At 67.6% G+C, this 22500-nt stretch carries 19 protein-coding genes and 1 pseudogene; 10 read left to right on the forward strand and 10 right to left on the reverse strand.

The annotated features are described in order from the left end of the window. Window positions 1–61: 61 nt before the first annotated feature. Complete coding sequence (locus ABDV78_RS05855; protein ID WP_343526368.1) at window positions 62–1075, reverse strand: 4-hydroxyproline epimerase; 1014 nt, start codon at window positions 1073–1075, stop codon at window positions 62–64. Between the two features lie 45 nt (window positions 1076–1120). Between ABDV78_RS05855 and ABDV78_RS05860 the strand changes: the two genes are divergently transcribed. Next, window positions 1121–2386 (forward strand): FAD-dependent oxidoreductase, encoded by a 1266-nt coding sequence (locus tag ABDV78_RS05860; protein ID WP_343526369.1) that lies wholly within the window; start codon window positions 1121–1123, stop codon window positions 2384–2386. Window positions 2387–2517: 131 nt separating this feature from the next. On the opposite strand, the gene ABDV78_RS05865 is transcribed toward ABDV78_RS05860, so the two are convergent. Continuing rightward, window positions 2518–2943, reverse strand: a complete 426-nt coding sequence (locus tag ABDV78_RS05865) for a hypothetical protein (protein ID WP_343526370.1) — start codon at window positions 2941–2943, stop codon at window positions 2518–2520. Between the two features lie 423 nt (window positions 2944–3366). Further along, window positions 3367–3897 (reverse strand): hypothetical protein, encoded by a 531-nt coding sequence (locus ABDV78_RS05870; RefSeq protein ID WP_343526372.1) that lies wholly within the window; start codon window positions 3895–3897, stop codon window positions 3367–3369. Between the two features lie 565 nt (window positions 3898–4462). Here ABDV78_RS05870 and ABDV78_RS05875 point away from each other — a divergent pair. Beyond that, entirely contained in the window at window positions 4463–7849 is a 3387-nt protein-coding gene (locus tag ABDV78_RS05875) for an AAA family ATPase (protein WP_343526373.1), read from the forward strand. A gap of 206 nt (window positions 7850–8055) precedes the next feature. On the opposite strand, the gene ABDV78_RS05880 is transcribed toward ABDV78_RS05875, so the two are convergent. From ABDV78_RS05880 to ABDV78_RS05895, 4 genes and pseudogenes are all read right to left on the reverse strand, one after another. Then, window positions 8056–8859, reverse strand: coding sequence for a PhzF family phenazine biosynthesis protein (locus tag ABDV78_RS05880; protein WP_343526375.1), 804 nt, complete (start codon window positions 8857–8859; stop codon window positions 8056–8058). Next, the gene (locus ABDV78_RS05885; protein WP_343526376.1) at window positions 8859–9812 is read right to left on the reverse strand and encodes a cation diffusion facilitator family transporter; all 954 of its coding nucleotides are present in this window, start codon (window positions 9810–9812) and stop codon (window positions 8859–8861) included. Before ABDV78_RS05885 ends, ABDV78_RS05880 begins: the two co-directional genes overlap by 1 nt. Continuing rightward, entirely contained in the window at window positions 9809–10390 is a 582-nt protein-coding gene (gene pdxH, locus ABDV78_RS05890) for a pyridoxamine 5'-phosphate oxidase (RefSeq protein WP_343526377.1), read from the reverse strand. The genes ABDV78_RS05885 and pdxH overlap by 4 nt, the downstream gene beginning before the upstream one ends. Before the next feature lie 148 nt (window positions 10391–10538). Further along, window positions 10539–10655: pseudogene (locus ABDV78_RS05895) on the reverse strand (IS481 family transposase); the annotation flags it as partial. A gap of 189 nt (window positions 10656–10844) precedes the next feature. On the opposite strand from ABDV78_RS05895, the gene ABDV78_RS05900 reads away from it, so the two are divergent. Together ABDV78_RS05900 and ABDV78_RS05905 are read left to right on the forward strand one after the other, a co-directional pair. Beyond that, on the forward strand, window positions 10845–13301 hold the full coding sequence (locus ABDV78_RS05900) for a circularly permuted type 2 ATP-grasp protein (protein ID WP_343526378.1): 2457 nt from the start codon (window positions 10845–10847) through the stop codon (window positions 13299–13301). Next, window positions 13298–14218, forward strand: coding sequence for a transglutaminase family protein (locus tag ABDV78_RS05905; RefSeq protein ID WP_343526380.1), 921 nt, complete (start codon window positions 13298–13300; stop codon window positions 14216–14218). The genes ABDV78_RS05900 and ABDV78_RS05905 overlap by 4 nt, the downstream gene beginning before the upstream one ends. 147 nt (window positions 14219–14365) lie before the next feature. Here ABDV78_RS05905 and ABDV78_RS05910 read toward each other — a convergent pair whose 3' ends face one another. Next, window positions 14366–14596, reverse strand: coding sequence for a hypothetical protein (locus ABDV78_RS05910; RefSeq protein ID WP_343526381.1), 231 nt, complete (start codon window positions 14594–14596; stop codon window positions 14366–14368). Between the two features lie 101 nt (window positions 14597–14697). On the opposite strand from ABDV78_RS05910, the gene ABDV78_RS05915 reads away from it, so the two are divergent. The 6 genes from ABDV78_RS05915 (at window position 14698) to ABDV78_RS05940 (ending at window position 19724) form a co-directional block, all read left to right on the forward strand. Further along, window positions 14698–15639 carry a DnaJ C-terminal domain-containing protein gene (locus ABDV78_RS05915; protein WP_343526383.1) on the forward strand — a complete coding sequence of 314 codons (942 nt, stop codon included), beginning with the start codon at window positions 14698–14700 and terminating at the stop codon, window positions 15637–15639. A 7-nt stretch (window positions 15640–15646) separates the two neighbouring features. Then, a complete protein-coding gene (locus tag ABDV78_RS05920; protein ID WP_343526384.1) occupies window positions 15647–16618 on the forward strand; it encodes a YihY/virulence factor BrkB family protein in 972 nt (323 codons plus the stop codon). An 8-nt stretch (window positions 16619–16626) separates the two neighbouring features. Continuing rightward, a complete protein-coding gene (gene fabI / locus ABDV78_RS05925) occupies window positions 16627–17418 on the forward strand; it encodes an enoyl-ACP reductase FabI (protein ID WP_343526482.1) in 792 nt (263 codons plus the stop codon). A gap of 240 nt (window positions 17419–17658) precedes the next feature. Beyond that, on the forward strand, window positions 17659–18186 hold the full coding sequence (locus ABDV78_RS05930) for an N-acetyltransferase (protein ID WP_343526385.1): 528 nt from the start codon (window positions 17659–17661) through the stop codon (window positions 18184–18186). After that, on the forward strand, window positions 18183–19250 hold the full coding sequence (gene aroC, locus ABDV78_RS05935; RefSeq protein WP_343526386.1) for a chorismate synthase: 1068 nt from the start codon (window positions 18183–18185) through the stop codon (window positions 19248–19250). Before ABDV78_RS05930 ends, aroC begins: the two co-directional genes overlap by 4 nt. A 63-nt stretch (window positions 19251–19313) precedes the next feature. After that, entirely contained in the window at window positions 19314–19724 is a 411-nt protein-coding gene (locus ABDV78_RS05940; protein WP_343526387.1) for a hypothetical protein, read from the forward strand. A 143-nt stretch (window positions 19725–19867) separates the two neighbouring features. On the opposite strand, the gene ABDV78_RS05945 is transcribed toward ABDV78_RS05940, so the two are convergent. After that, window positions 19868–21157, reverse strand: coding sequence for an adenylosuccinate synthase (locus ABDV78_RS05945; protein ID WP_343526388.1), 1290 nt, complete (start codon window positions 21155–21157; stop codon window positions 19868–19870). A gap of 112 nt (window positions 21158–21269) precedes the next feature. Further along, complete coding sequence (locus tag ABDV78_RS05950) at window positions 21270–22376, reverse strand: ATP phosphoribosyltransferase regulatory subunit (RefSeq protein WP_343526389.1); 1107 nt, start codon at window positions 22374–22376, stop codon at window positions 21270–21272. Window positions 22377–22500: the final 124 nt, after the last annotated feature.

The following is a 22500-nucleotide window of genomic DNA, read 5'->3' on the forward strand; positions in this document are numbered from 1 at the left end:
TCCGCTTCTATCCTACCACCCCGGCCTTTGCCGGGGTGGAGTCGTCACTTACAGGCGGCGATCACACCACGGTGAACCCAGCCCAGAACGGGTCTTCGCGGTCGATCCAGATGGTGTTGAAGCCCGTCGCCACCGCCGAGCCCTGGATCGACGGCACGATCGCCGCCTGGCCGCCGAGTTCGGTCGCTTCCTCGACCCGGCCGACGAAGCGGCTGCGGATATAGCTTTCATGGACGAAGCGGTCCCCGATGCTCAAGCGGCCCTTCGCCGTCAGATGCGCCAGCCGCGCCGAGGTGCCGGTGCCGCAGGGGCTACGGTCGATCGCCCGTTCGCCATAGAAGACCGCGTTGCGCCCATCGGCATCCTCGGCGGAGGGCTTGTCCGCCCAGAGCACATGGCTGACCCCCCGGATCGAGGGTTCGAGCGGATGCACGGGCTCGAACTTCTCGCGCACCAGCTCGCGGATCGTGCGGCTCAGTTCCACCAGCCGCGACGCGCCCAGATCGTCCAGCCCGGTATAGGCCCCCTGCGGCTCGACAATGGCGTAGTAATTGCCGCCATAGGCGACATCCAGTGTCAGCGGACCGAAGCCCGGCACGTCGATCGCGATCCCCTCCGCCGCCAGATAGGCGGGGACGTTGCGGATGCGGACAGCGGTGACCTTCGCCCCTTCCTTCTCATATTCGATATGGATGGTCCCGGCAGGCACCTCGACCTTCAGCTTGCCGGGCACGCGCGGGGTAATGAGCCCGTGCTCCAGGCCGAAGGTGATCATGCCGATCGTGCCATGCCCGCACATCGGCAGGCACCCGCTCGTCTCGATGAACAGGATCGCCGCATCGCTGTCGGCCTCGCAGGGCGGATAGAGGAAGCCCCCCGACATCATGTCATGCCCACGCGGCTCGAAACACAGCCCGGTGCGGATCCAGTCGAACCGTTCGAGGAAATCCAGCCGCCGCTCCGCCATGCTGGACCCGCGCAACAGCGGCGCGCCGCCCGCCACCAGCCGGACGGGATTGCCCGCCGTGTGGCCGTCGATGCAGAAAAAGGTGTGGCGGATGGTCGGTGACGTCATCGGGATTCCCTTGCTAGGAATTCCGTATACGATATGACAAGGCCTATGCCCAAGCCGGAAAATATCGCCGCCGCCGCAGAAAGCCGCACTGCCCTGATCGTCGGCGGCGGCGTGATCGGAACCACCACCGCACTCGCGTTGCAACGGGCGGGGTGGTCGGTCACGCTGATCGAGGCGGAGGAGACGCCGCGGGCCGCCTCCTGGGGCAATGCCGGGCATATCGCGACCGAACAGGCCGAACCCATTGCCTCGCCCGCGATGGTGCGCGGCTTTGCCAGGCGGCTATTCTGTCGCGGCGGCGCGCTGGCGCTGCCGCCGCGCGAGATCGCGACCTGGCTGCCCTTCTCGCTGCGCCTGCTGAAAGCCGCCCGTCCCGCCCGTTATGAGCGGGCGCATCAGGCGCTGGCGGGGCTGCTCGCCCATGCCATGCCCGCATGGGAACGCCATGTCGCCGCGCTGGGCGCACCCGAATTGCTGCGTCCGAACGGGCATGTCGTGCTGTGGGAAACACCCGACAGCGCCGCGCGGGGACTGGCCAACTGGCAGGCGGCGGACACCGGCACCGCGCGCTTCCGTCCGTTGAGTGAGGCCGAGCTCACCGAATGGCGCAGCCGCATCTCCTCCCCCATCGCGGGCGGCATCCGTTTCGAGGGCAGCGGCCAGATCGCCGATCCGACACAGCTTGCCGAAACAGCACTGGCGCGGTTCCTGGCCGATGGCGGCACGCGGATCGTCGACCGCGTCGAGGCGGTCGGTGACGCCGAGGTCCGCCTGTCCGACCATCGCCGCCTGTCCGCCGATCAGGTCGTGGTGACGGCGGGCGTGGCGAGTGCCGCACTACTCCGCCCCTTTGGCCTGAAGGCGCCGATCATTGCCGAGCGCGGCTATCACCTCCAGACCGGACCGGACGTGGATTGGCCCGTCGACCTGCCGCCGGTGGTGTTCGAGGATCGCTCGATGATCGTCACCCGCTTCGCCGGCGGCCTGCGCGCGGCGAGCATCGTTGAGTTCGCCCGTACCCAGGCCAAGCCAGATCCCGCCAAGTGGAACCGCCTGCGCCGCCACATCGCCGCGCTCGGCCTCCCGATCGGAAAGGATGCTCAACCCTGGATGGGCGCGCGGCCGACCCTGCCCGACTATCTGCCCGCGATCGGGCGGGTACCGAAGACGAAGGGGCTATCCTATGCCTTCGGTCACAATCATCTCGGCCTGACGCTTGCCCCAATCACGGGGGATTTGGTGGTAGCAATAATGGAGGATGCCGCGCCCCCGGTTCCGCTCGAGCCCTTCGCCCTGACGCGGTTCGGATAACCATGCGCAGACGATAAACATCCAGCGCCATCCGAGACGAGTTCGCAGAACAAGTCGACTGCTTTTACGAAAGGCGTCATTAGACGTCCCTAGAGCGACCTAAAACAGACGGATCAGCCGAATGGAGCCCGTCACTGGCCTTCCGGCATGTTGATGGGCGCTTCGCGGCGATAATAGCCGATGAACATTTGCCGTCCATCCTTGCCGGGGCCGAACCCCTGGTTCATCGGATGGTAGCCCCGCGACCACATCCGCTCAGAAAACTCCGGTGCCTGCACGCTTTTCATGGCGATACCGCGTTCGGGGAAATCCAGACTGCCGCTGACCTCACACAAGGTGGTACCGCAATGTATCTGCGGAGCATGGCCTGTGCCCTTGATCCCGGACATGTCGGCATATTCACGCGCGAGCATCGTTTCGGATCGGGTCGCCCAGGCCTCATCACGCCCTTCCGCGCGAAGGCGATCATGCAGCGATTTGAGCTTGGGATCATAGCCGAAGAACGGCGACGCCGCGTCCGAAATCCGGGCCAGTTCCGCAGCACGGCTATCCGCCATTGGGTCACGAGGGCTCTCCTGAGCAGGGAGCGCCGCGCCCCCTGCGATGGAGGAGGACGGCGTGGCGTGGGGGGATGCCGCGCTGGACGACACCACCTGCACGGTCGATCCTGAGATCGAGTCCTTGTAGGAGGAAGTCCCTACCCTAGCCCGGTAGATCGAGAAGACTAGTACCGCACCGAGCACGACGATGCCTAAAGTCGTAATCGAGCGTCTGGTTATCATTTTATGACCAACCTATCCCACGATTGCATCAAGCGAAAAGCTGATGGCCAGCATATTTCACACCTTGAGGGCATAACGATCGCATTGAAACATAAAATATTTTACGATCACCCCTCATAGCAATCAGTATAGTCCATTTTTAAAATATGAACAATTATGCAATACTTTGCTAAGATCGACCCTTTTTTATTTTACATTTTAAATGAAACCGCTGTCGGTTTGAATGAAGTAACCAAGCTCGGCCAGTCCGGTACCCGCGGTCCGCCCCCCTGACATCACCATGCCGCTTTCGCATGATGGCTTGGGGCAGAGCGAAGATGCGATCCGGTTGACAGCTTGGGAGGCACGCATACGCTCCGCGTCCGACAACGTGTCGGGATACAGAATCACATATTCGCAAGCCTTGACCCGGCAACTGATACGAACATGCTTGGCCGGCCTCGAAAAGGCACCCGCCCTTGAAAAGGCGCTGCGAATGACATGCTCGCGCTGAACGTCCGCTGCGCGGGCGGGCGTACTGCGGATATAGCGATGCACTTCAGGAAAAGACGGCATCCGCCATGGCCCAATCTTCGGCCGCTTCGCTTTTGGTGTAATTGGCCCCGACCAGACGTCGGCGAAATCCGGTTCGTCAACCTGCGAGCCAGCAGCAGGCATTATTGCGGCGCGCAGCGGAACTATTAGCAGCGCTGATGCACATACCGAAATTATGCACTTATATTTTCTCATCCAATGACTCTCCCATGTCACAGATGATATTATTCCACTGCCTGGTACATGAAAATCGACAATGTCAAATATAAAACATTATACATTGAGTAAATTTATCAAATTACTATAATATATTATCTCTTGATACACCTTATAAAGGCAGAAAAAGTCAAGATTTTACCAGCTTTTAGCAGATCACAAACACCCCTCTCCATCGGCAAATTTTACATGGGAGCTTGGCGAAGGTCTGCGCCAGCAGGTGCGATAATGTGGCCGCCCTTACCGCTGCCTCACAACCTGACGTGAAGGTAAGACGACTCCGCCGATCGCGCGCGCAGGCACGTAGGGCATGTGCTTTCCCAAAATCGGCGCATGCAAATGCAGGAACGGGAAGCTCGGCCTTCGTGAATCGCGGCTTATCGGGACATGGCTTGTCAGCCCGTTCGGACCTCTGGACATGGGCGCAAATGGCCATCACCGACGCGCCCTTCGCCCCCTTTCCCGCCGCGACACGCGCCCCCTCGACATCCCGCCCCCATCCGCTATCGATTAACCACACATCGGGGGAGCGGCGACCGGGTCCGTGCAGATCAAGCGGCTTCGCATTTCGGGTTTCAAGAGCTTCGTCGATCCGGCCGATCTGGTCATCGAGCCGGGGCTGACCGGTGTCGTCGGGCCCAATGGCTGCGGCAAGTCGAACCTGCTCGAAGCGCTGCGCTGGACGATGGGCGAGAACAGCGCGCGGTCGATGCGCGGCGCAGGCATGGAAGACGTCATCTTCGCGGGGACGGCCACCCGGCCGCCGCGCGACTTTGCCGAGGTCACGATCCTGGCCGAACGCGAGGGCGAGGAGACCGAGATCGTCCGCCGGATCGAACGCGGGGCCGGCTCCGCCTATCGGATCGACGGGCGCGACGTGCGGGCCAAGGATGTGGCATTGCTCTTCGCCGATGCTGCGACCGGCGCGCACTCGCCCGCGCTTGTCAGCCAGAACCGGATCGGCGCGGTGATCACCGCCAAGCCCGCCGAACGCCGCGCGATGCTGGAGGAGGCGGCCGGGATCGCCGGGCTGCATGTCCGCCGCCGCGATGCGGAGGCAAAGCTGCGCGCGACCGAGGCGAACCTCACCCGGCTGGACGAGGCGATCGCGGATCAGGACGCGCGCATCGCGACCCTGCGGCGACAGGCCCGCGCGGCGGAACGCTATCGCCTGATTTCCGAGCAGATCCGCCTGGCCGAGGCGCGGATGATCTTCGCCCGCTGGCGCGATGCGGCCGATGCCGCCGCGACCGCGAAGACCGAGGCGGCCGCCGCAGAACGCCAGGTCGCCGACACCGCCGCCGCCGAGCGCGCCGCCGCCCAGGCGAAGGAACAGGCGGTCATCGTCTCGACCAGGGCCCGCGCCGCCGCGCTGGCCGCCCGCGATGGCTTGAGCGAGGCCGGCCATGCCCTGTCCCGCGCGCGCGACCGCCGTCACGGCCTGCAACGGCGGATCGAGGAACTGGCCGCGGCGCGCAGCCGGATGGTCGAGGATCGCGCGCGAGAGGATGCGCTGGCCCATGACGCCGCCGCCGCGATCCGGCGGCTGGCCGAGGAATGCGAGGAACTGGACGCGCGCATCGCCCATGCGGCTCAGGCCATGCCCCGGCTCGACGCGCTGCTGGCCGAGGCGGAGAGCAAGAATCGCGATGCCGAGGTGGCGCTGGCCCAGGCGCTGTCCGCGCAGGCCGCCGAGGCCGCCGAACGCCGCATCGCTCAGGCCGCGCTCGCCGCCGCCCATGCGCGCCATGACCGCGCCGAACGCGAGGCGCGGAGCATCGCCGCCGCGATTGAGGCGCTGCCCGACCTGGCCGAGCAGGAGGCGCTGCGCGACGCGGCCGTCGCGGCGCAGGCGGCGGCGCGGATCGATGCCGACAAGGCGCGTGCCGCCTCGGTCTGGGCGGAGGAAAGCGAGGTCACCGCCATTGCCGAGCGCGATCCCGCCGAAGCAGCGCGGGCGCAGGCGATCGCGATGCTCGCCGCGCTGGATGCGGAGGTTGCCGCGCTGACCCGCGCGACCGAGCGCAAGACGGGCGACCGGCTACTCGACGAGGTACAGGCCGATCCGGGATTCGAGCGCGCCCTGGCCGCCGCGCTGGGCGACGAGCTGGATACGCCGCTGGCCGACTGGCATGGCTCCCCCATCGCGACCGACGATCCCCCCGCGCCGGTCGGCACACTGCCACTGGGCGAGCGGATCGCGGCACCCCCGGCGCTGGCCCGACGGCTGTCGCAGATTTTCCTGGTCGAGGCGGATTCGGGTCAGCCGCTGTGCGTCGGGCAGAGGCTGGTCACGCGCGAGGGACGGCTGCGGCGCTGGGACGGCTATATCGGTGAAGGCGGCGGCGCGGCGGCAGCCGAGCGGATGGAGCGGCGCAACCGCCTCGCCACCATGCAGGCCGAGCGCCCGGCGGCTGAGGCGGCGGTCGAGGCCGCGACCGCCGCGCGCGCGGGTGTCGACGAACGGATCGCACGGGCGCGGGGCGCGGCGGCCAGCGCACGGACCCTGTTGGCGACCGCCGAGGCGGCGCTCCGCGATGCCCAGCGGGCCGAGGACCGCGCGCAAGGCCAGATCGAGCGTCTGGCCGCGCAACGTACCGACCTGGCCAGCCGGGCCGAGCGGATCGCGGCGGAGATGGCCGATGCGGCCGCCGAATGCGACCGCGCGGGCGAGGCGCTGGCCGCGCTGCCCGACGGCTCGGCAAGCGCGGCCGAGACCGCGCGGCTCCAGACCGAAACCCAACTCGCACGCTCCGCCGTCGCCCTGGCGCGGGCCGAGCGCACCACGCTGGATCGGACGCTGGGCCAGACCCGCGACCGACGAACCGCCGCCGAGACGGAAGCGCAAGGGTGGGAGGCGCGCGCGGGCCAGGCGGCGGGTCGCATCGCCGAGATGGACGCCCGCGCCGCGACGCTGGAGCGCGATGCCGCCGCGCTCGCGGATCGCCCCGCGCAACTTGCGCAGGAGATCGCAACCCTTTCCGCCGCGCATGATGCGGCCAGGCTGGAAGCGGAGCGGACCCAGGCGGAAGAGGCCGAGGCCGAACGCGCGCTCCGCGCCGCCGAGACCGCGCATGCCCAGGCCCATGCGATGTTGTCGACCGCGCGGGAGGCCCGCGCCGGGGCGCTGGCCCGGGTCGAGAATCACGAATTGCGTCGGATCGAGCTGGGCCGGGTGTCCGGCGAACGCTTCGCCTGCCCCGCCCCCGTGCTGCCCGAAAAGCTGGGTTTCGACGGCGCCAGCGTCGGGTCGCCGCAGGCCGAGGGCGCCGGGCATGAGAAGCTGTCCGCCGATCGCGAGCGGATCGGCCCCGTCAATCTCGTCGCCGAACAGGAACTGGCCGAACTGGAGGCGAGCGGTGCCGCCAATGCCGCCGAGCGCGAGGATCTGGTCCAGGCCGTGGCCCGGCTGCGCGGATCGATCGGGCTGCTGAATCGCGAGGGGCGGCAGCGGCTGCTGGCCGCGTTCGAGGCGGTGAACGGGCATTTCCAGACATTGTTCGCCACGCTGTTCGACGGGGGCTCCGCGCATCTGGCGCTGGTCGATTCGGACGACCCGCTGGAGGCCGGGCTGGAGATCATGGCGCAGCCGCCGGGCAAGAGGCTCCAGTCGCTGACGCTGCTATCGGGCGGCGAGCAGGCGCTGACGGCGGTGGCGCTGATCTTCGGACTGTTCCTGACCAACCCCGCGCCGATCTGCGTACTGGACGAAGTCGATGCGCCGCTGGACGACGCCAATATCGACCGCTTCTGCGGCCTGCTGGAGCGGATGGCGCGCGAGACGGACACCCGCTACCTGATCGTCACCCATAATGCCGTGACGATGAGCCGGATGCACCGGCTGTTCGGCGTGACGATGATCGAACGCGGCGTCAGCCGGTTGGTATCGGTGGACCTGCAGGCGGCGGAGACGTTGCTGGCGGCGGAGTGAGACCGTCCTTCAAATTTCTACAGCGTCACCTCGGCGGAGGCCGGCGTCCAGTTGCCAAGCGCCAACGAAGGTGCGGGGCATCTGCCTCCCCCGCATCGGTCAGCGCACCATCGGCTTGTGGAGCCTGGGCCCCGGCCGTCGCCGGGGTGCTGCAGAATTCTAAAAATCATTCAGGCTGAGCAACGTCGAAGGCCACGCCCCGCTACTCACGGCAACAGGAACGTCCCTTCGATCACGGTCACGCAACCGCCGCCGAGCATTACGCGGTCGCCGTCCATCCGGCAGCTCAGCCGACCGCCCCGCGAACTCGCCTGTTCCGCCACGAACCTGTCGCGACCCAGCTTCCCGGTCCAGTAGGGCGTCAACACCGCGTGCGCCGCGCCGGTCACCGGGTCCTCGTCGATCGCAAAGGCGGGCACGAACACACGGCTGACGACATCCGCCTCCCCGGCCCCGCCCCGCGCGGTGACGATCACGACATAGCGCCCCGCCCCGGCCAGTGCCGCAAAGTCCGGCGTGCAGTTCCGCACTGTCGCCGCATCATCCAGCACGACCACGGCATAGCCTGCCGGATGCCGCAGCGTCTCGACCACGCCCTCCACGCCCAGCGCTTCGACCACACCCGGCAGCAGCGCGGGCGATGGGGTCCGCTCGGGCAGCGACAGGCTATAGCCCAGCCCGTCGCGCGCCACCTCCAGCACTCCGGCATGGCGCGTCGCGAACCGCACCAGGTCCCGCACCGTATCGGACGACAGCACGACATGCCCGCTCGCCAGCGTGGCATGGCCGCACATCTCCACCTCGTCGCCCGGCGTGAACCAGCGCAGCTCGAAATCCGCCTCCACGCCGTCCGCCGCCACCAGGAAGGCGGTTTCCGACAGGTTGTTCTCCTGCGCGATGGCAAGCAGCGTGGCGTCGTCCAGCCAGCGGGACAGCATCATCACCGCCGCCGGATTGCCGCCGAACGCCGCGTCGGCAAAGGCATCGACCTGGGTGAAGGGGATGCGCATCAATAACCTACGCGCTTGCCGAACCAGTGCGGCGTCACATCCGCCTCGACCAGGGGATTGTCGGTATCGACATGGCCTTCGGGATCGAGATGGATCAGCACCTCGACCTTGGGGAAGGCGCGGCGCAACGCGCGCTCCACGCCCTCGACGATGTCATGCGCGGCGGCGACGGTCAGCTCGCGCTCCACCTCCATGTGGAACTGCGCGAAGTCGTGGCTGCCCGAGCGGCGGGTGCGGAAATCGTGAATGCCCTTCAGCCCCGGCTGGCGCGCCGCGACGTCGAGGAAGGCGGCACGCTGGTCGTCGGACCATTCCTTGTCCATCAACTGGTCAATCGCGGTCGACGACGCCTGGAACGCGCCCCAGGCCAGCCACAGCGCGATGGCGATGCCGAAGACGGGGTCCGCGCCATGCCAGCCGAAATATTGGTCCAGCACCATCGCGACAATCACCGATCCGTTGAGCAGCACGTCCGACTGGTAATGGACATTGTCGGCCAGGATCGCGACCGAACCGGTGCGGCGGATCACGCTGCGCTGATAGGCGAGGAGGACCATCGTCGCCAGGATCGCGATCACCGACACGCCGATGCCGAATTCGGCATCGCTAGTCGGATTGTCCGCACCCAGCGCCATGACCGCACGCCAGGCGATACCCGCCGCCGATGCGGTGATCAGCGCCACCTGGAACAGCGCCGCCAGCGCCTCCGCCTTGCCATGTCCGAAACGGTGGTCATGGTCGGCCGGCGTGGCGGCCAGCCGTACGCCGTACAGCGTCACGAGGCTGGCGAGCAGGTCGAGCGCGGTGTCGGCAAGCGAGCCGAGCATCGCGACCGAGCCGGTCCGCCACGCGGCAAAGCCCTTCAGCGCCAGCAGGAACAGCGCCATCGCGACGCTGGCCAGTGCCGCGCGGGTCGCCAGCGGCATGACCCTCTTGCGTTCGTCCTGGGTCACGGAAACAGCAATCCTTCGTCCCAGCCATTCTCACCGATACGGGTGAAGACCCGGCGCTCGTGCAGGCGATGCTCGCGGTCGAGCCAGAATTCGATCCGCTGCGGCGTCACGCGGTATCCGCCCCAATGCGGCGGGCGCGGTACGTCGCCCCCCTCGAACCGGGCGCGCATCGCGTCGAACCGGGCCTCGAAGGTCGCACGATCGGCAAGCGGGCGGGACTGGTCCGAGGCCCAGGCGCCGAGTTGCGAATCCCGGCCACGGCTGGCGAAATAGGCGTCCGACTCGGCGTCGGAGACGCGGGATACCGGCCCCTCGATCCGAATCTGCCGGCGCAGCGTCTTCCAGTGGAACAGGAGCGCAGCCTTGCTCCCCTCGCCCAGATCCTGCGCCTTGCGGCTTTCCCGATTGGTGTAGAACACGAATCCGCGGGGGTCATGGCCCTTGAGCAGCACCATTCGGACCGAGGGCTGGCCGGTCGAATCGACCGTGGCCAGGGCCATCGCGTTGGAATCGTTTATTTCATTCGCCCGCGCCTCGACAAACCACGCATCGAACAGGGCAAAGGGATCGTCAGCCATGCGCGCGTCCATACGCCTGTGGTGGGCGAAAACCAATGTCGGGAACGGAAACGCTGGGGCCGTCATCGACGCCGTTACGCAACGGAGATTTTCCCAATGCCCGCACGCGCTTACTGGCAGGGTCAGCTCCGCCTCGCCCGGGTGTCGATCCCGGCATTTGGTGATGCGGATTTGATGTAGATCGCGCCGGGTTGCTTTGCCATGCCGTGCAGATGGCTTCGTAAGGCGTGGGCCCTTTGAGGGTCTTGAGCCTGCGGCCGAAATTGTCGACGGGAACTGGACGGCATCGATACGGCGACGCGCTGGTCGATCCGTGACTCGGACGAACTGGTCGCGCGGAAGCAAACGGTCGCCCTGGCGGGATGGGGTGTTGCCGACCAAATCCTGCCTGATCGCCGAACCTTGCCAATCGCCTGTTGCAACCTTGCGCCGATGCGGCGATTTTCCGCCCCCCATGGACCCATCCGAGGACAGCCCCGCACAGGCCGCCGCCTGGACCGCCGCCTATCGCTGCACCGCGACGTCCTCGGACGTCATGGCGGGCTCCGGCGATCCGGCCTGGCATGCGATGCTGGAAGAACTGGCCGCCGTCGCCAGCAACCTGTCCCATGCGCGCGACCGGGTACAGCGGCATGCCGCCGATATCGGCACCGGTTTCCGCATCATCGGCGAAACCGACGAGCGGCCCTGGCCCGTCTCCCCCGTCCCGCTGCTGATCGAATCGGGGGAATGGACCGGAATCGCGGCGGGCGTGATCCAGCGCGCCGAATTGCTGGAGACGATCCTCGCCGATCTCTACGGCCCGGGACGCCTGGTGGCGGACGGCCATATCCCGGCCGCGCTGGCGACCGGCAGCCCCTATTTCCTGCGCCCCATGGTCGGGGTGACGCCGCCGGGCGGCCATCACCTGAGCTTCGTCGCCTTCGATCTGGCACGCGGGCCGGACGGCGAATGGCGGGTGCTGGCCGATCATTTGCGCAATCCCGCGGGCGCGGGCTACGCGCTGGAGAACCGGCTGGCGGTCAGCCGGACGCTGGGCGGCCTCCAGAATCGGCTGAACGTACAGCGCCATGCCCCGTTTTTCGCGGCCTTTCGCGCCGGGCTCGCCGCGCAATGTCGCCGCGCCGATCCGCGAATCGGCCTGCTGACGCCCGGCCGCTTCAACCCCAGCTATCCCGAACAGGCGCATCTCGCCCGCTATCTCGGCCTGTTGCTGGTCGAGGGGGCGGACCTCGCCGCTATCGAGGGTCATGTCTATGTGCGCACCGTCGCCGGACTGAAGCGGATCGACGCGCTTTGGCGGCGGCTCGATCCGCGCCTGCTCGACCCGCTGGCCTTCGACAGCCATTCGCAGATCGGCGTGCCCGGCCTGATCGACGCCTATGTCGAGGAACAAGTCGTGATCGCCAATGCGCCGGGCGCGGGCGCGCTGGAAAGCCGGGCCTTTTCCGCCTTCCTGCCCGCTCTGGCCAGGCATCTGTCGGGCGAGCCGCTGAAACTTCCCAATATCGCGACCTGGTGGTGCGGCGGCCGGGAACAGGCCGCCCATGTCGCCGAGCATCTCGATCGGCTGCTGATCGCCCCCGCCTTCGGTCCGGGGCCGCTGGGCCTGCCCGACGGCCCCCGGCCGGGCGGGAGCCTGTCGCCCGAGGAACGCGCCGCGCTGGTCACCGACATGGCGAAGCGTCCGCAGGATTATGTCGGGCAGGAGATGGTGCACCTGTCGACGATGCCCGTCGTCATCGGCAACCGGCTGGAGCCGCGCCCCTTCACGCTGCGCGTCTTCGCCGCGCGCGATGGCAACGGGCGATGGACCGTCCTGCCCGGCGGCTTTGGCCGGATCGGCGACCATCCCGACGCGACGGCCGCGATGATCGGCGAGGGGCTGTGGTCGTCGGACGTCTGCATCCATGGGCCCGAGCCGGTACCGCCGGTGTCGTTGCTCGCCGCGCCCGACTCGCTCAACGTCCGCCGCAATCCGGGAACACTGCCCAGCCGCGTGGCCGACAATTTCTACTGGCTGGGTCGCTATCTGGAGCGGGGCGAGGCGCTGCTCGCCGCGATCCGCGTCATGCTGGGCAATTCGATCGACGTCGATGGCGGCGCCGCGCTCGACCCGCGGACCGTCGGGCGGCTGGTCGGGCTGATCACCGGCGCGGGCGCGGCACCGCATCCCGACAGCCTGCACCGTGCCACGCTGACCCAATTCGCCCGCACCGCGATGGAGGATGAGGGCTGGCACTCGGTCGCCCGCATCAACCGCCTGGCGCGCGGGATCAGTGAGGGCTCGCGCGATCGCCTGTCCGCCGACATGGTGCGCCTGCTGGAGGCCCCCTTCCCCAGCCATGCGGGGATGCTCGACCGCGCCGGGTCGCTCCAGCGCCGCTATGCCGCCATCGCCGGACTGTCGGCCGAGCATATGGTACATACCACCGCCTGGCGATTCCATGATCTGGGCCGCCGGGTGGAGCGCGCCATCGCGGTCGCGCGGGCGACGCGGCTGTTCGGCATGGCGGGCGCATCGGCGGACGATCTGTCGACCCTGCTCGACCTCGCCAACAGCCAGATCAGCTATCGCCAGCGTTATCCGACCGGCCTGGCCCGCGTCGCGGTGGTGGATCTGGTCGCGCTCGATCCCAACAATCCGCGCGCGCTCGCCTATCAGACCGCGCGCATCGCCGATGGCCTGTCGCGCCTGCCGGTCCTGTCGGACGACGACATGGCCGAGCCGCAACAGGCCCAGGCCATCGCCATCCGCGCCGCCGTCGAGACAGCGGATGCGCGCAACCTCGATGCCGACATGCTGGGCGATGTCGAGCGGCGGCTGGGCCAGCTTTCCGAAGCCATCGCCCGCCGCTATTTCCTGCAGGGGGCCGAGCCTTTGCGTGCCGGTGGATTGACCCTCGCATGATCTACGACATCCGTCACATCACGCAGTTCGACTATGGTGCGCAGGTCAAATATGCGCGCTGCAACCTGCGGCTGAAGCCCATCGACTGGCCCGGCCAGACGCTGGAACGCTATGAACTGATCGTGGAGCCGGTCGGACGCACCCGCGCCGCACGGGCCGAGGCGGGACTGGCGCATGTCACGCGGCTGGTGGTCGATCATCCGGTGCGCAGCCTGACCATCGAGAGCCGCGCGCGGATGCTGGTCGACCGACCCGTCCCGATGCCCGCGCCCGGCGATCCGACGCTGGCCGAGGTCGCGGCGCTCGCCCGGGCCAGCCGCGACCTGTCGGCGGCGGGGCCCGCCAATTACATCTTCCCCTCGCCGCTGATCCCGCTCGATCCCGCGATCGCCGAATGGTGCGCGCCCGACCTGTCACCGGATCGCGGCGCGCTGGAGGCGGGTTATGCGCTCGCCAATCGCATCCAGCGCGAATTCGCCTTCGACCCCACCGCCACACTGGTCGACACGCCCCCGGCCGAGGCCTTTCGGCAGCGGCGTGGCGTGTGTCAGGATTTCGCGCAGATCATGATCACGGGCTTGCGCGCCGCAGGCATCCCCGCCGCCTATGCCTCGGGCTATATCCGTACCCTGCCACCGCCCGGGCAGGCACGGCTGGTCGGGGCGGATGCCACCCATGCCTGGGTGCTGATATGGGCGGGGCCGGAGCGCGGCTGGGTCGGGGTCGACCCCACCAACGGCATCTGGATGGCGGGCGACCATATCATCGTCGCGGTCGGCCGCGACTATGCGGAGATTGCGCCGGTCGACGGCGTGGTGCTGGGTTCCGGTGCGCAGAAGATGGACGTCAGCGTCGATGTCGCGCCGGTCGGGGACATGACCGAGCCGTCCCCCACTCCTGCCCCGGCCACCGCCTGAGGGATCGCCAAGCGCTCGTTGCGTCCTTTGAATCGCGGGAATCGCGTGTCGAGCGGCTGCGACCATTCCATGCCGACTTGTAGAGCGGACAGGGCGCACGGTCGGAAAACACGGCGCTCCCGGCCTTCATGGCTTCGAGGCCTGGACCTACCCCGCCTCCGTCACCGCATTGGGATTGTCCTTGTCCGGGTCGGGATGGCCGCCCTTGCCGTGATAGGCCGTGCCGCTCTGGCCGCCATGGAAGTCGCCTTCGCGCTCCGGCACGCCCTTGTAGCCACCGCCCTGGCTCTCGCCGCCCTTCTTTCCCGCGGCATCCGACACGCCATCGGGGGCGCCCTTCTTGCCGTTGTTTCCGGTCGCCTGTGTCGGCTGGGTCATGATCCGTCTCCTTCGTCATGCCGCAACGCACGGGGGACGGATTGCGCTCCGGCACGCGCTCCCCCACATAGGCCGGTAATACACTGGCAACGGGGATAAGAGTGGCCGATCCATATCAGACGCTGGGCGTAAGCCGCACGGCCAGCGAAGCCGATATCAAGAAAGCCTATCGCAAGCTGGCGAAGGAGCTGCATCCCGATCGCAACAAGGATAATCCCAAGGCGGCGGAAAAGTTCAGCCAGGTGACCAATGCCTATGACCTGCTGAACGACAAGGACAAGCGCGCCCGGTTCGACCGGGGCGAGATCGACGGCGACGGCAATCCCACCTCGCCCTTTGGCGGCTTCGGCGGCGGCGCGGGGCCACGTCCCGGCGCAGGCGGCGGCGGCTTTCGCCAGCAATTCGACTTTGGCGGCGAGGGTGCCGACATGTCGGACATCTTCGAGGGGATGTTCGGCGGCGCGGGGCGCGGCGGATTCTCGGGCGGATTCGGCGGCTTTGGCGGCCGGGGCCGTTCCGCTCCCAAGGGCAGCAACATCGCCTATGCGCTGAAAGTCCCCTTCGTCGACGCGGCCACCCTCAGCCCGCAACGGGTGACGCTGGGCGACGGCAAGACGATCGATCTGAAACTGCCCGCGGGTGTCGACAACGGCACCCAGATGCGGCTGGGCGGCAAGGGCGAGCCCGGCCCCGGTGGCGCGGGCGATGCGATCGTGACGATCGAGGTCAGCCCCCATGGCTTCTTCACCCGCGATGGCGACGATGTCCGCCTCGACCTGCCGATCACCCTGAACGAGGCGGTGCTGGGCGGCAAGGTCAAGGCGCCGACCGTCGAGCGCCCGGTCATGCTGACCGTGCCCCAAGGCACCACCTCGGGCAAGACGCTGCGGCTGAAGGGCAAGGGTTTCCACAAGAAGGACGGCGGACGGGGCGACCAGTTGATCACCCTGATCATCGACATCCCGGCCGATGATGCCGCCTTGCAACGCTTTGCCAGCGAATGGACCGACGACAGGAACCCGAGGGCCGCATTGGGCGTCTGATCGTTCCATGAACGACTTTACTGGCCTGACCCCCGAAGACCGCGCACATCATCGGGGAACGGCCCGTGACCGGCTGGACCGGCAGATCGCCAAGGTCCGGCCGGGGTCCTACGCATTCGAAGTCCTGAAGCGGGCCGGCATCGGCGTCTTCAACGACGGGTTCATCCATGCCGGGAACCTCGCCTATCTGGCGTTGATGACGTTGTTTCCGTTCTTCATCACCACGGCGGCGCTGCTGTCGCTGTTCGGGCAGAGCAACGAGACGCAGCATGCGGTGGAGAGCTTCCTCCATGTCCTGCCCCCCGATGTCAGCAACCTGTTGCGCAAGCCGATCGCCGACGTGCTGGCGGCGCGGACCGGATCGCTGCTCTGGCTGGGCGGACTGGTCGGGCTGTGGACGGTCGGCGGCTTCATCGAGACGATCCGCGACATCTTCCACCGCGCCTATGGCGTCAAGGCGACCGCGCCCTTCTGGAAATCGCGACTGTCCTCCACCTTCGTCATGATCGCATCGGTCGTGGTGGCGCTGATGTCGTTCCTCGCCGCCGGTATCCTGACTGCCGCCGAGCAGTTCATCTATCGCCTCGTGCCCTTTGCCCAGGATGTCGCGGGCTGGGTCGGCCTGTCGCGCTTCATCCCCGGCGTGGTGATGTTCGGCGCGCTCTACATGCTCTTCTATTCGGTAACGCCATCCAAATATCGCGAGAGCGAGTGCCGCAAATGGCCGGGTGCACTGTTCACCGCGGTCTGGTGGGTCAGCATGACCGCCTTGCTGCCCTGGGCGCTGTCGCAACTGGGCGGATACGACCTGACCTATGGCAGCCTGGCCGGTGTCGTCGTCATGCTGCTGTTCTTCTATCTCATCGGCCTGGGCCTGGTTTTCGGCGCGCATTTGAACGCGGCACTGGCGGAACCCCCCGAACCGGCGCTAGAGAGGGGGATTGATGGAAGTGAACCGGCAGGAGCGGTAACGGCGTGAACGGATTGATGGCAGGCAAGCGGGGGCTCATCATGGGCCTGGCCAATGACAAATCGCTGGCCTGGGGCATCGCCAAGCAGCTTTCGGAGGCGGGCGCGGAGCTCGCCTTTTCGTATCAGGGTGCAGCGATGGAAAAGCGGGTCCGCCCGCTGGCCGAACAGCTCGGCGTGGCGCGTCTTTTCGACTGCGACGTGTCCGAGATGGAATCGCTCGACACGCTGTTCGAGGATCTGAAGGGCGAATGGCCGACGATCGATTTCGTCGTCCATGCGATCGGCTTTTCCGACAAGTCGCAGCTGCGCGGGCGCTATTACGACACCACGCTCGACAATTTCCTGATGACCATGAACATCTCGGCCTATTCGCTGGTCGCGGTGGCAAAGCGCGCGCGGGAAATGATGCCCGAGGGCGGGTCGATCCTGACGCTGACCTATTATGGCGCGGAAAAGGTCATCCCGCATTACAACGTCATGGGCGTGGCCAAGGCGGCGCTGGAAACCAGCGTGAAGTATCTCGCGGTCGATCTCGGCCCCGAAAATATCCGCGTCAACGCGATCTCGGCGGGCCCGATCCAGACGCTGGCGGCGCGCGGCATCGGTGACTTCAACTATATCCTGAAGTGGAACGAGCTGAACTCGCCGCTGCGTCGTACCGTGACGATCGAGGATGTGGGCGGCGCGGGCCTCTACATGCTGTCCGATCTGTCGTCGGGCGTAACCGGCGAGATTCACCATGTCGATGCAGGCTATAACGTCATCGGCATGAAGGCCGAGGACGCGCCGGATATCGCGCTTGCTTGAACATGCTCTGATCTGGTCGGGCGGGACTGCGGCAATCCTGGTGGCTATTCTCGCCACCGCTCGCGCATTCGGCATCAGGGAATGGGCCGGGACGGGCAAACTGATCGCCCTGCCGTTCATCGTGTTCATGATCACGTTCAGTCAGACCATGGGACGAAACGCCGTTCATCCTTGGTTGTGGGTGATTGGGGGAGCGATAGTTGCCGTCGCTGGGAGCAGCCTAATCCGTCGTGTAGCGCGATGAGCATCACGATCCGCCCCGCGCGCGGCGAGGACGTCGCCGCACTCGACGCGCTGCTCGTCGCCAGCTTCCCCGCGCCCGCCGAGGCCGCGCTGGTCCGCGACCTCTGCGTGGAGGGCGACATGGTCCTCATGCTGGTCGCGATCGATGACGACACCGGCGAGTTGATCGGCGCGATCGCGTTCAGCCGTATGGCGGTCGAGATCGGTGGCAAGCCGATCAACGCGGTCGCCCTCGCCCCGGTCGCAGTCGCGCGCGACTGGCGGCAACAGGGCGTCGGCGAGGCACTGGTGGCCGCCGGGCTCGAACGGCTGGAACAGGAAGGTGTCGTGCTCTGCTTCGCGCTGGGCGATCCCGCCTTTTACGGCCGGTTCGGTTTTGCGGCCGACGTGGCGAACGGTTTCGACAGCCCCTATGCGGGCGATTATTTCCTGGCGGTGCCGCTGCAAGGCGGACTGATCCCCTGCGGTGTCCGCGGGGCCGCCACCCATGCACCGGCCTTTGCCCGGCTTGGAGACGCTGCGTGAGTTTCAATAGCTTCGGCCGACTGTTCCGCTTCACCACCTGGGGCGAAAGCCATGGCCCGGCCTTGGGCGCGGTGGTCGATGGCTGCCCCCCCGGGATCGCGCTATCGGAAGAGGATATCCAGCCCTGGCTCGACAAGCGCCGCCCGGGCACCAGCCGCTTCACGACGCAGCGGCGCGAGCCCGATCAGGTGCGCATCCTGTCGGGCGTGTTCGAGGGCAGGACCACCGGCACCCCGATCAGCCTGATGATCGAGAATGTCGACCAGCGGTCAAAGGATTATGGCAACGTCGCACTGGCCTATCGCCCCGGCCATGCCGATTATGCCTATGACGCGAAATACGGCTTTCGCGATTATCGCGGCGGCGGGCGCTCCTCGGCGCGCGAGACGGCGGCGCGGGTCGCGGCGGGCGCGGTCGCGCGCGCGGTGATCCCACAGGTGCGCATCCGCGCCTGGGTCGAGGCGATCGGCGGCGACCGGATCGATTACGAAGCCTTCGACGATGCGCAGATCGACGCCAACCCCTTTTTCTGCCCCGATGCCGCCGCCGCAGCGCGCTGGGAGGCGATCGTCGATGGTGCGCGCAAATCCGGTTCCTCGGTCGGTGCGGTCGTCGCGTGCGAGGCGACCGGGGTTCCCGCCGGTTGGGGGGCGCCGCTCTATGCCAAGCTGGACAGCGAACTCGCCTCGGCCTGCATGAGCATCAATGCGGTCAAGGGGTTCGAGATCGGCGACGGGTTCGCCGCCGCCGCGCTGACCGGCGAGCAGAATGCCGATCCGATGCGCAGCGGCAATGGCGGCCCCCGCTTCCTCGCCAACCATGCGGGCGGGATCGCGGGCGGGATCGCCACGGGCCAGCCGGTGACGATGCGCGTCGCCTTCAAGCCGACCAGCTCGATCCTGACTCCTGTCGACACCATCACCCGCACCGGCGAGGAAACCCAGATCGCCACCAAGGGTCGCCACGACCCCTGTGTGGGCATTCGCGGCGTTCCGGTGGTCGAGGCGATGGTCGCCCTGGTTTTAGCCGATCAAGCGTTGCTTCATCGCGGCCAGTGCGGCTGATCACAGGAACGCGCCCCTCCCTGCCTCGTTGATGACGACAAGAATAAGAGCAGGAGAGATTCGATGCGAACCATGCATGTGATCGCAGCGGCCGCCCTATTGATCCCCGCCGCTGCCATGGCGCAGGTGTCGGGCGGCACCACCGGAACCATGTCCGGCCAAACGACGATGCCGGGGCAGATGCCGGGCCAGACCATGGGCCAGCCCGGCGACAGCATGACTACGACGCCGGGCGCCACGCCCCGCTCGACGACACGCAACAAGAGCCGTAGCCGGACGACCACGCCCGACAGCACGGTCAACACGCCCTCCACGCTGCCGGACGCCACCGGCTCATCAACCACCACCGGCGACGGGACGCTTGGCAGCGACCCGACGACCAGCGGCTCGGTCGGCACCGGCACGGTCGGCGGCACCACCACGCCGCCGGGCGGCACCATGACTCCGCCGACCAGTAGCGGAGGTCCGCGCTGATCCTTTCTGGATAAGCGTCACTACGGGAAAGACCCGGTCGCGAAAGCGGCCGGGTCTTTTGTTTTGGGACAGAGATTGAAGCGGAGTCGACGACCCCGCCCCCAAAGAGGAAAGGCCCCGACTTGCGCCAGGGCCTCTCCCGATCAATCCGCAAACGGATCGCGAACCAGGATCGTATCCTCGCGCTCCGGGCTGGTCGACACCAGCGCCACCGGGCAACGGATCAGTTCCTCGATCCGCCGGATATACTTGATCGCCTGCGCCGGAAGATCGGCCCAGCTCCGCGCGCCCGCGGTCGATTCCTGCCAGCCTTCCATCGTCTCATAGACGGGGACGACCTTGGCCTGATCCGCCGCATGGGTCGGGTAGTAATCGAGCGTCTGGTCGCCCAGCTTATAGCCGACGCAGATCTTCACCTCGTCGAACCCGTCGAGCACGTCGATCTTGGTCAGCGCGATGCCGGTGATGCCGCCGACCGCCGCCGACTGGCGCACCAGCACCGAGTCGAACCAGCCGCAGCGACGCTTGCGCCCCGTGACGGTGCCGAATTCATGCCCGCGCTCGCCCAGGCGCTGGCCGGTCTCGTCCTCCAGCTCGGTCGGGAACGGGCCGGAGCCGACGCGGGTGGTATAGGCCTTGGCGATGCCCAGCACGAAGCCGACGCCCGACGGCCCCAGGCCCGAGCCGCCCGCCGCCGCACCCGCGATGGTGTTGGACGAGGTGACGAAGGGATAGGTGCCGTGATCGATGTCGAGCAGCACGCCCTGCGCACCCTCGAACAGGATGCGCTTGCCGCCCGCGCGGGCCTCGTTGAGGTCGCGCCAGACCGGCTTGGCGAAGGGCAGGACGAAATCGGCGATCTCACGCAGATCGGCGAGCAGCCGCTCGCGGTCGATCGGCGGCTCGCCGAACCCGGCGCGCAGCGCGTCATGATGCGCGCACAGCCGGTCGAGCTGCGGCCCCAGATCGTCGAGATGCGCCAGATCGCACACCCGGATCGCGCGGCGGCCGACCTTGTCCTCATAGGCCGGGCCGATGCCACGCCGGGTCGTGCCGATCTTGCCCGCGCCGCTGGCATCCTCGCGCAGACCGTCAAGGTCGCGGTGGATCGGCAGGATCAGCGGGCAATTGTCGGCAATGCGCAGCGTATCGGGCGTGGCCTTCACGCCCTGCTCGCCCAGCCGTTCGATCTCGGCCTTCAGCGCCCAGGGGTCGAGGACGACACCGTTGCCGATGACGCTGGGGGTGCCGCGCACGATGCCCGAGGGGAGGAGCGACAGCTTGTAGACATTCTCGCCGACGACCAGCGTGTGACCGGCATTATGCCCGCCCTGGAAGCGGACAACCATGTCGGCGCGCTCGGCCAGCCAGTCGACGATCTTGCCCTTGCCCTCGTCGCCCCATTGCGCGCCGATGACTGCTACATTCGCCATGGATGCAAATCTCCGCCTGCCGGACGGACCCCATGCGCCCTTCGACAGGACTCGGCGGATGGGGGTTTCCAATGATGTGCGGGGCGCGCCTAGCGGGACGCGGCCCCGTATGTCAACCGGCGATCAGGCGCGGCTCGCCATTGTCGAGGATGTGGGTGCAAAGCTGCGCCTCGGGCGTATCCCCCTCTTCCAGCGCCTGCACCGTGACCCAGCCCTGCGCGCGCAGCGAAGCGCCGGCCGCAGGCGCGGTGCCGAAGGGCAGGAACAGGCGGCGGCGCTCGGTCGGCGGCGCGGTGGCGACGATGGCGTCGGCATAGAGCGAGAAGCCGGTCGCCTTTTCCTCCGTCCCGTCCTCGTGGAAGATGGTGTAGGTGCCGCCGCGCCCGACCTCGCGCGGTGGCCCCGCAACGAACAGCGAGAAGCCCAGCCAGCTCTGGAATTCGAATCCATGCCGCTCGGTTGGGTCGAGGGTCAGGGACACCCCCTCCCCCAGAGCGGCCGCGATCGCCTCAAGGGCGTCGAGGCGGCTGGCGAGAACGCCCTGGGTGTCGAAGGCGCGGAGACGCTCTATGGCGGTCGCGAACGGCCCGGCCGCCTCGACCAGCGGCAGGTAATCCGCCGCGATCGACGCGACCCCACCCGCATCCTTGGCATCCAGCCGGTCGCGCAGTGCCGCGACCTGATCGGCCGCGACCGGGAGCGGCCCGGCGGCGAGCAGGTCGACCAGATCGGGCAGTGTGAAGTCGATCGAAATGCCCGTCGTCCCCGCCGCGGCCAGCGCCTCGACCGCGACGCGCACCACCTCGGTCGCCGCCGCCGTCGAGTCGAGCCCGATCAGTTCCGCCCCGATCTGCCGCCACTCGCGCGCGGGCGCCAGTTCGGAGCCGCGCAGGCGCACGACGGTCCCCGCATAGGACAGGCGCACCGGGCGCGGGTGATGCCCCATGCGCGTGGCGGCGATCCGCGCCACCTGCGCGGTCAGGTCGGGCCGGATTGCGAGCGTGCGCTGCGACACCGGATCGACGAAGCGCACGGCGTCATGCAGCCCCCCCGCCTTCAGCCGCGAACCCAGCGCCTCGGCAAACTCAATCGACGGCGGATCGGCGCGCTCATAACCATGCAGCCGCGCCGCCTCCAGCACCCGCGCCTCGACCGATGCGGCGGCATCGGCATAGGGCGGAAGACGGTCGTGATAGCCTTCGGGAAGGAGCGCGGTCATCGGGCAGTGTCCATGCGGCAGACGGTTTCGAAAGGCGAAAAGCGGATCACGTAGAACGGGCTCAGTTGTTCATGGGCCATGGGCGAAGAGGCCGTGTGATTGATCGTTCGAGGTAACGGCGTCA

The organism is Sphingomonas sp., from assembly GCF_039594485.1.
In the GTDB taxonomy this organism is placed as follows: domain Bacteria; phylum Pseudomonadota; class Alphaproteobacteria; order Sphingomonadales; family Sphingomonadaceae; genus Sphingomonas.

What these genes read in the sequence shown, in the direction of transcription:
- ABDV78_RS05870 (WP_343526372.1), bottom strand. Translation starts at nt 3,897, where the DNA reads ATGAGAAAATATAAGTGCATAATTTCGGTATGTGCATCAGCGCTGCTA.
- ABDV78_RS05905 (WP_343526380.1), top strand. Translation starts at nt 13,298, where the DNA reads ATGATCTACGACATCCGTCACATCACGCAGTTCGACTATGGTGCGCAG.
- ABDV78_RS05910 (WP_343526381.1), bottom strand. Translation starts at nt 14,596, where the DNA reads ATGACCCAGCCGACACAGGCGACCGGAAACAACGGCAAGAAGGGCGCC.
- fabI (WP_343526482.1), top strand. Translation starts at nt 16,627, where the DNA reads ATGGCAGGCAAGCGGGGGCTCATCATGGGCCTGGCCAATGACAAATCG.
- pdxH (WP_343526377.1), bottom strand. Translation starts at nt 10,390, where the DNA reads ATGGCTGACGATCCCTTTGCCCTGTTCGATGCGTGGTTTGTCGAGGCG.
- ABDV78_RS05945 (WP_343526388.1), bottom strand. Translation starts at nt 21,157, where the DNA reads ATGGCGAATGTAGCAGTCATCGGCGCGCAATGGGGCGACGAGGGCAAG.
- ABDV78_RS05860 (WP_343526369.1), top strand. Translation starts at nt 1,121, where the DNA reads ATGCCCAAGCCGGAAAATATCGCCGCCGCCGCAGAAAGCCGCACTGCC.
- ABDV78_RS05920 (WP_343526384.1), top strand. Translation starts at nt 15,647, where the DNA reads ATGAACGACTTTACTGGCCTGACCCCCGAAGACCGCGCACATCATCGG.
- ABDV78_RS05865 (WP_343526370.1), bottom strand. Translation starts at nt 2,943, where the DNA reads ATGGCGGATAGCCGTGCTGCGGAACTGGCCCGGATTTCGGACGCGGCG.
- ABDV78_RS05880 (WP_343526375.1), bottom strand. Translation starts at nt 8,859, where the DNA reads ATGCGCATCCCCTTCACCCAGGTCGATGCCTTTGCCGACGCGGCGTTC.
- ABDV78_RS05930 (WP_343526385.1), top strand. Translation starts at nt 17,659, where the DNA reads ATGAGCATCACGATCCGCCCCGCGCGCGGCGAGGACGTCGCCGCACTC.
- ABDV78_RS05950 (WP_343526389.1), bottom strand. Translation starts at nt 22,376, where the DNA reads ATGACCGCGCTCCTTCCCGAAGGCTATCACGACCGTCTTCCGCCCTAT.
- ABDV78_RS05855 (WP_343526368.1), bottom strand. Translation starts at nt 1,075, where the DNA reads ATGACGTCACCGACCATCCGCCACACCTTTTTCTGCATCGACGGCCAC.
- ABDV78_RS05900 (WP_343526378.1), top strand. Translation starts at nt 10,845, where the DNA reads ATGGACCCATCCGAGGACAGCCCCGCACAGGCCGCCGCCTGGACCGCC.
- ABDV78_RS05940 (WP_343526387.1), top strand. Translation starts at nt 19,314, where the DNA reads ATGCGAACCATGCATGTGATCGCAGCGGCCGCCCTATTGATCCCCGCC.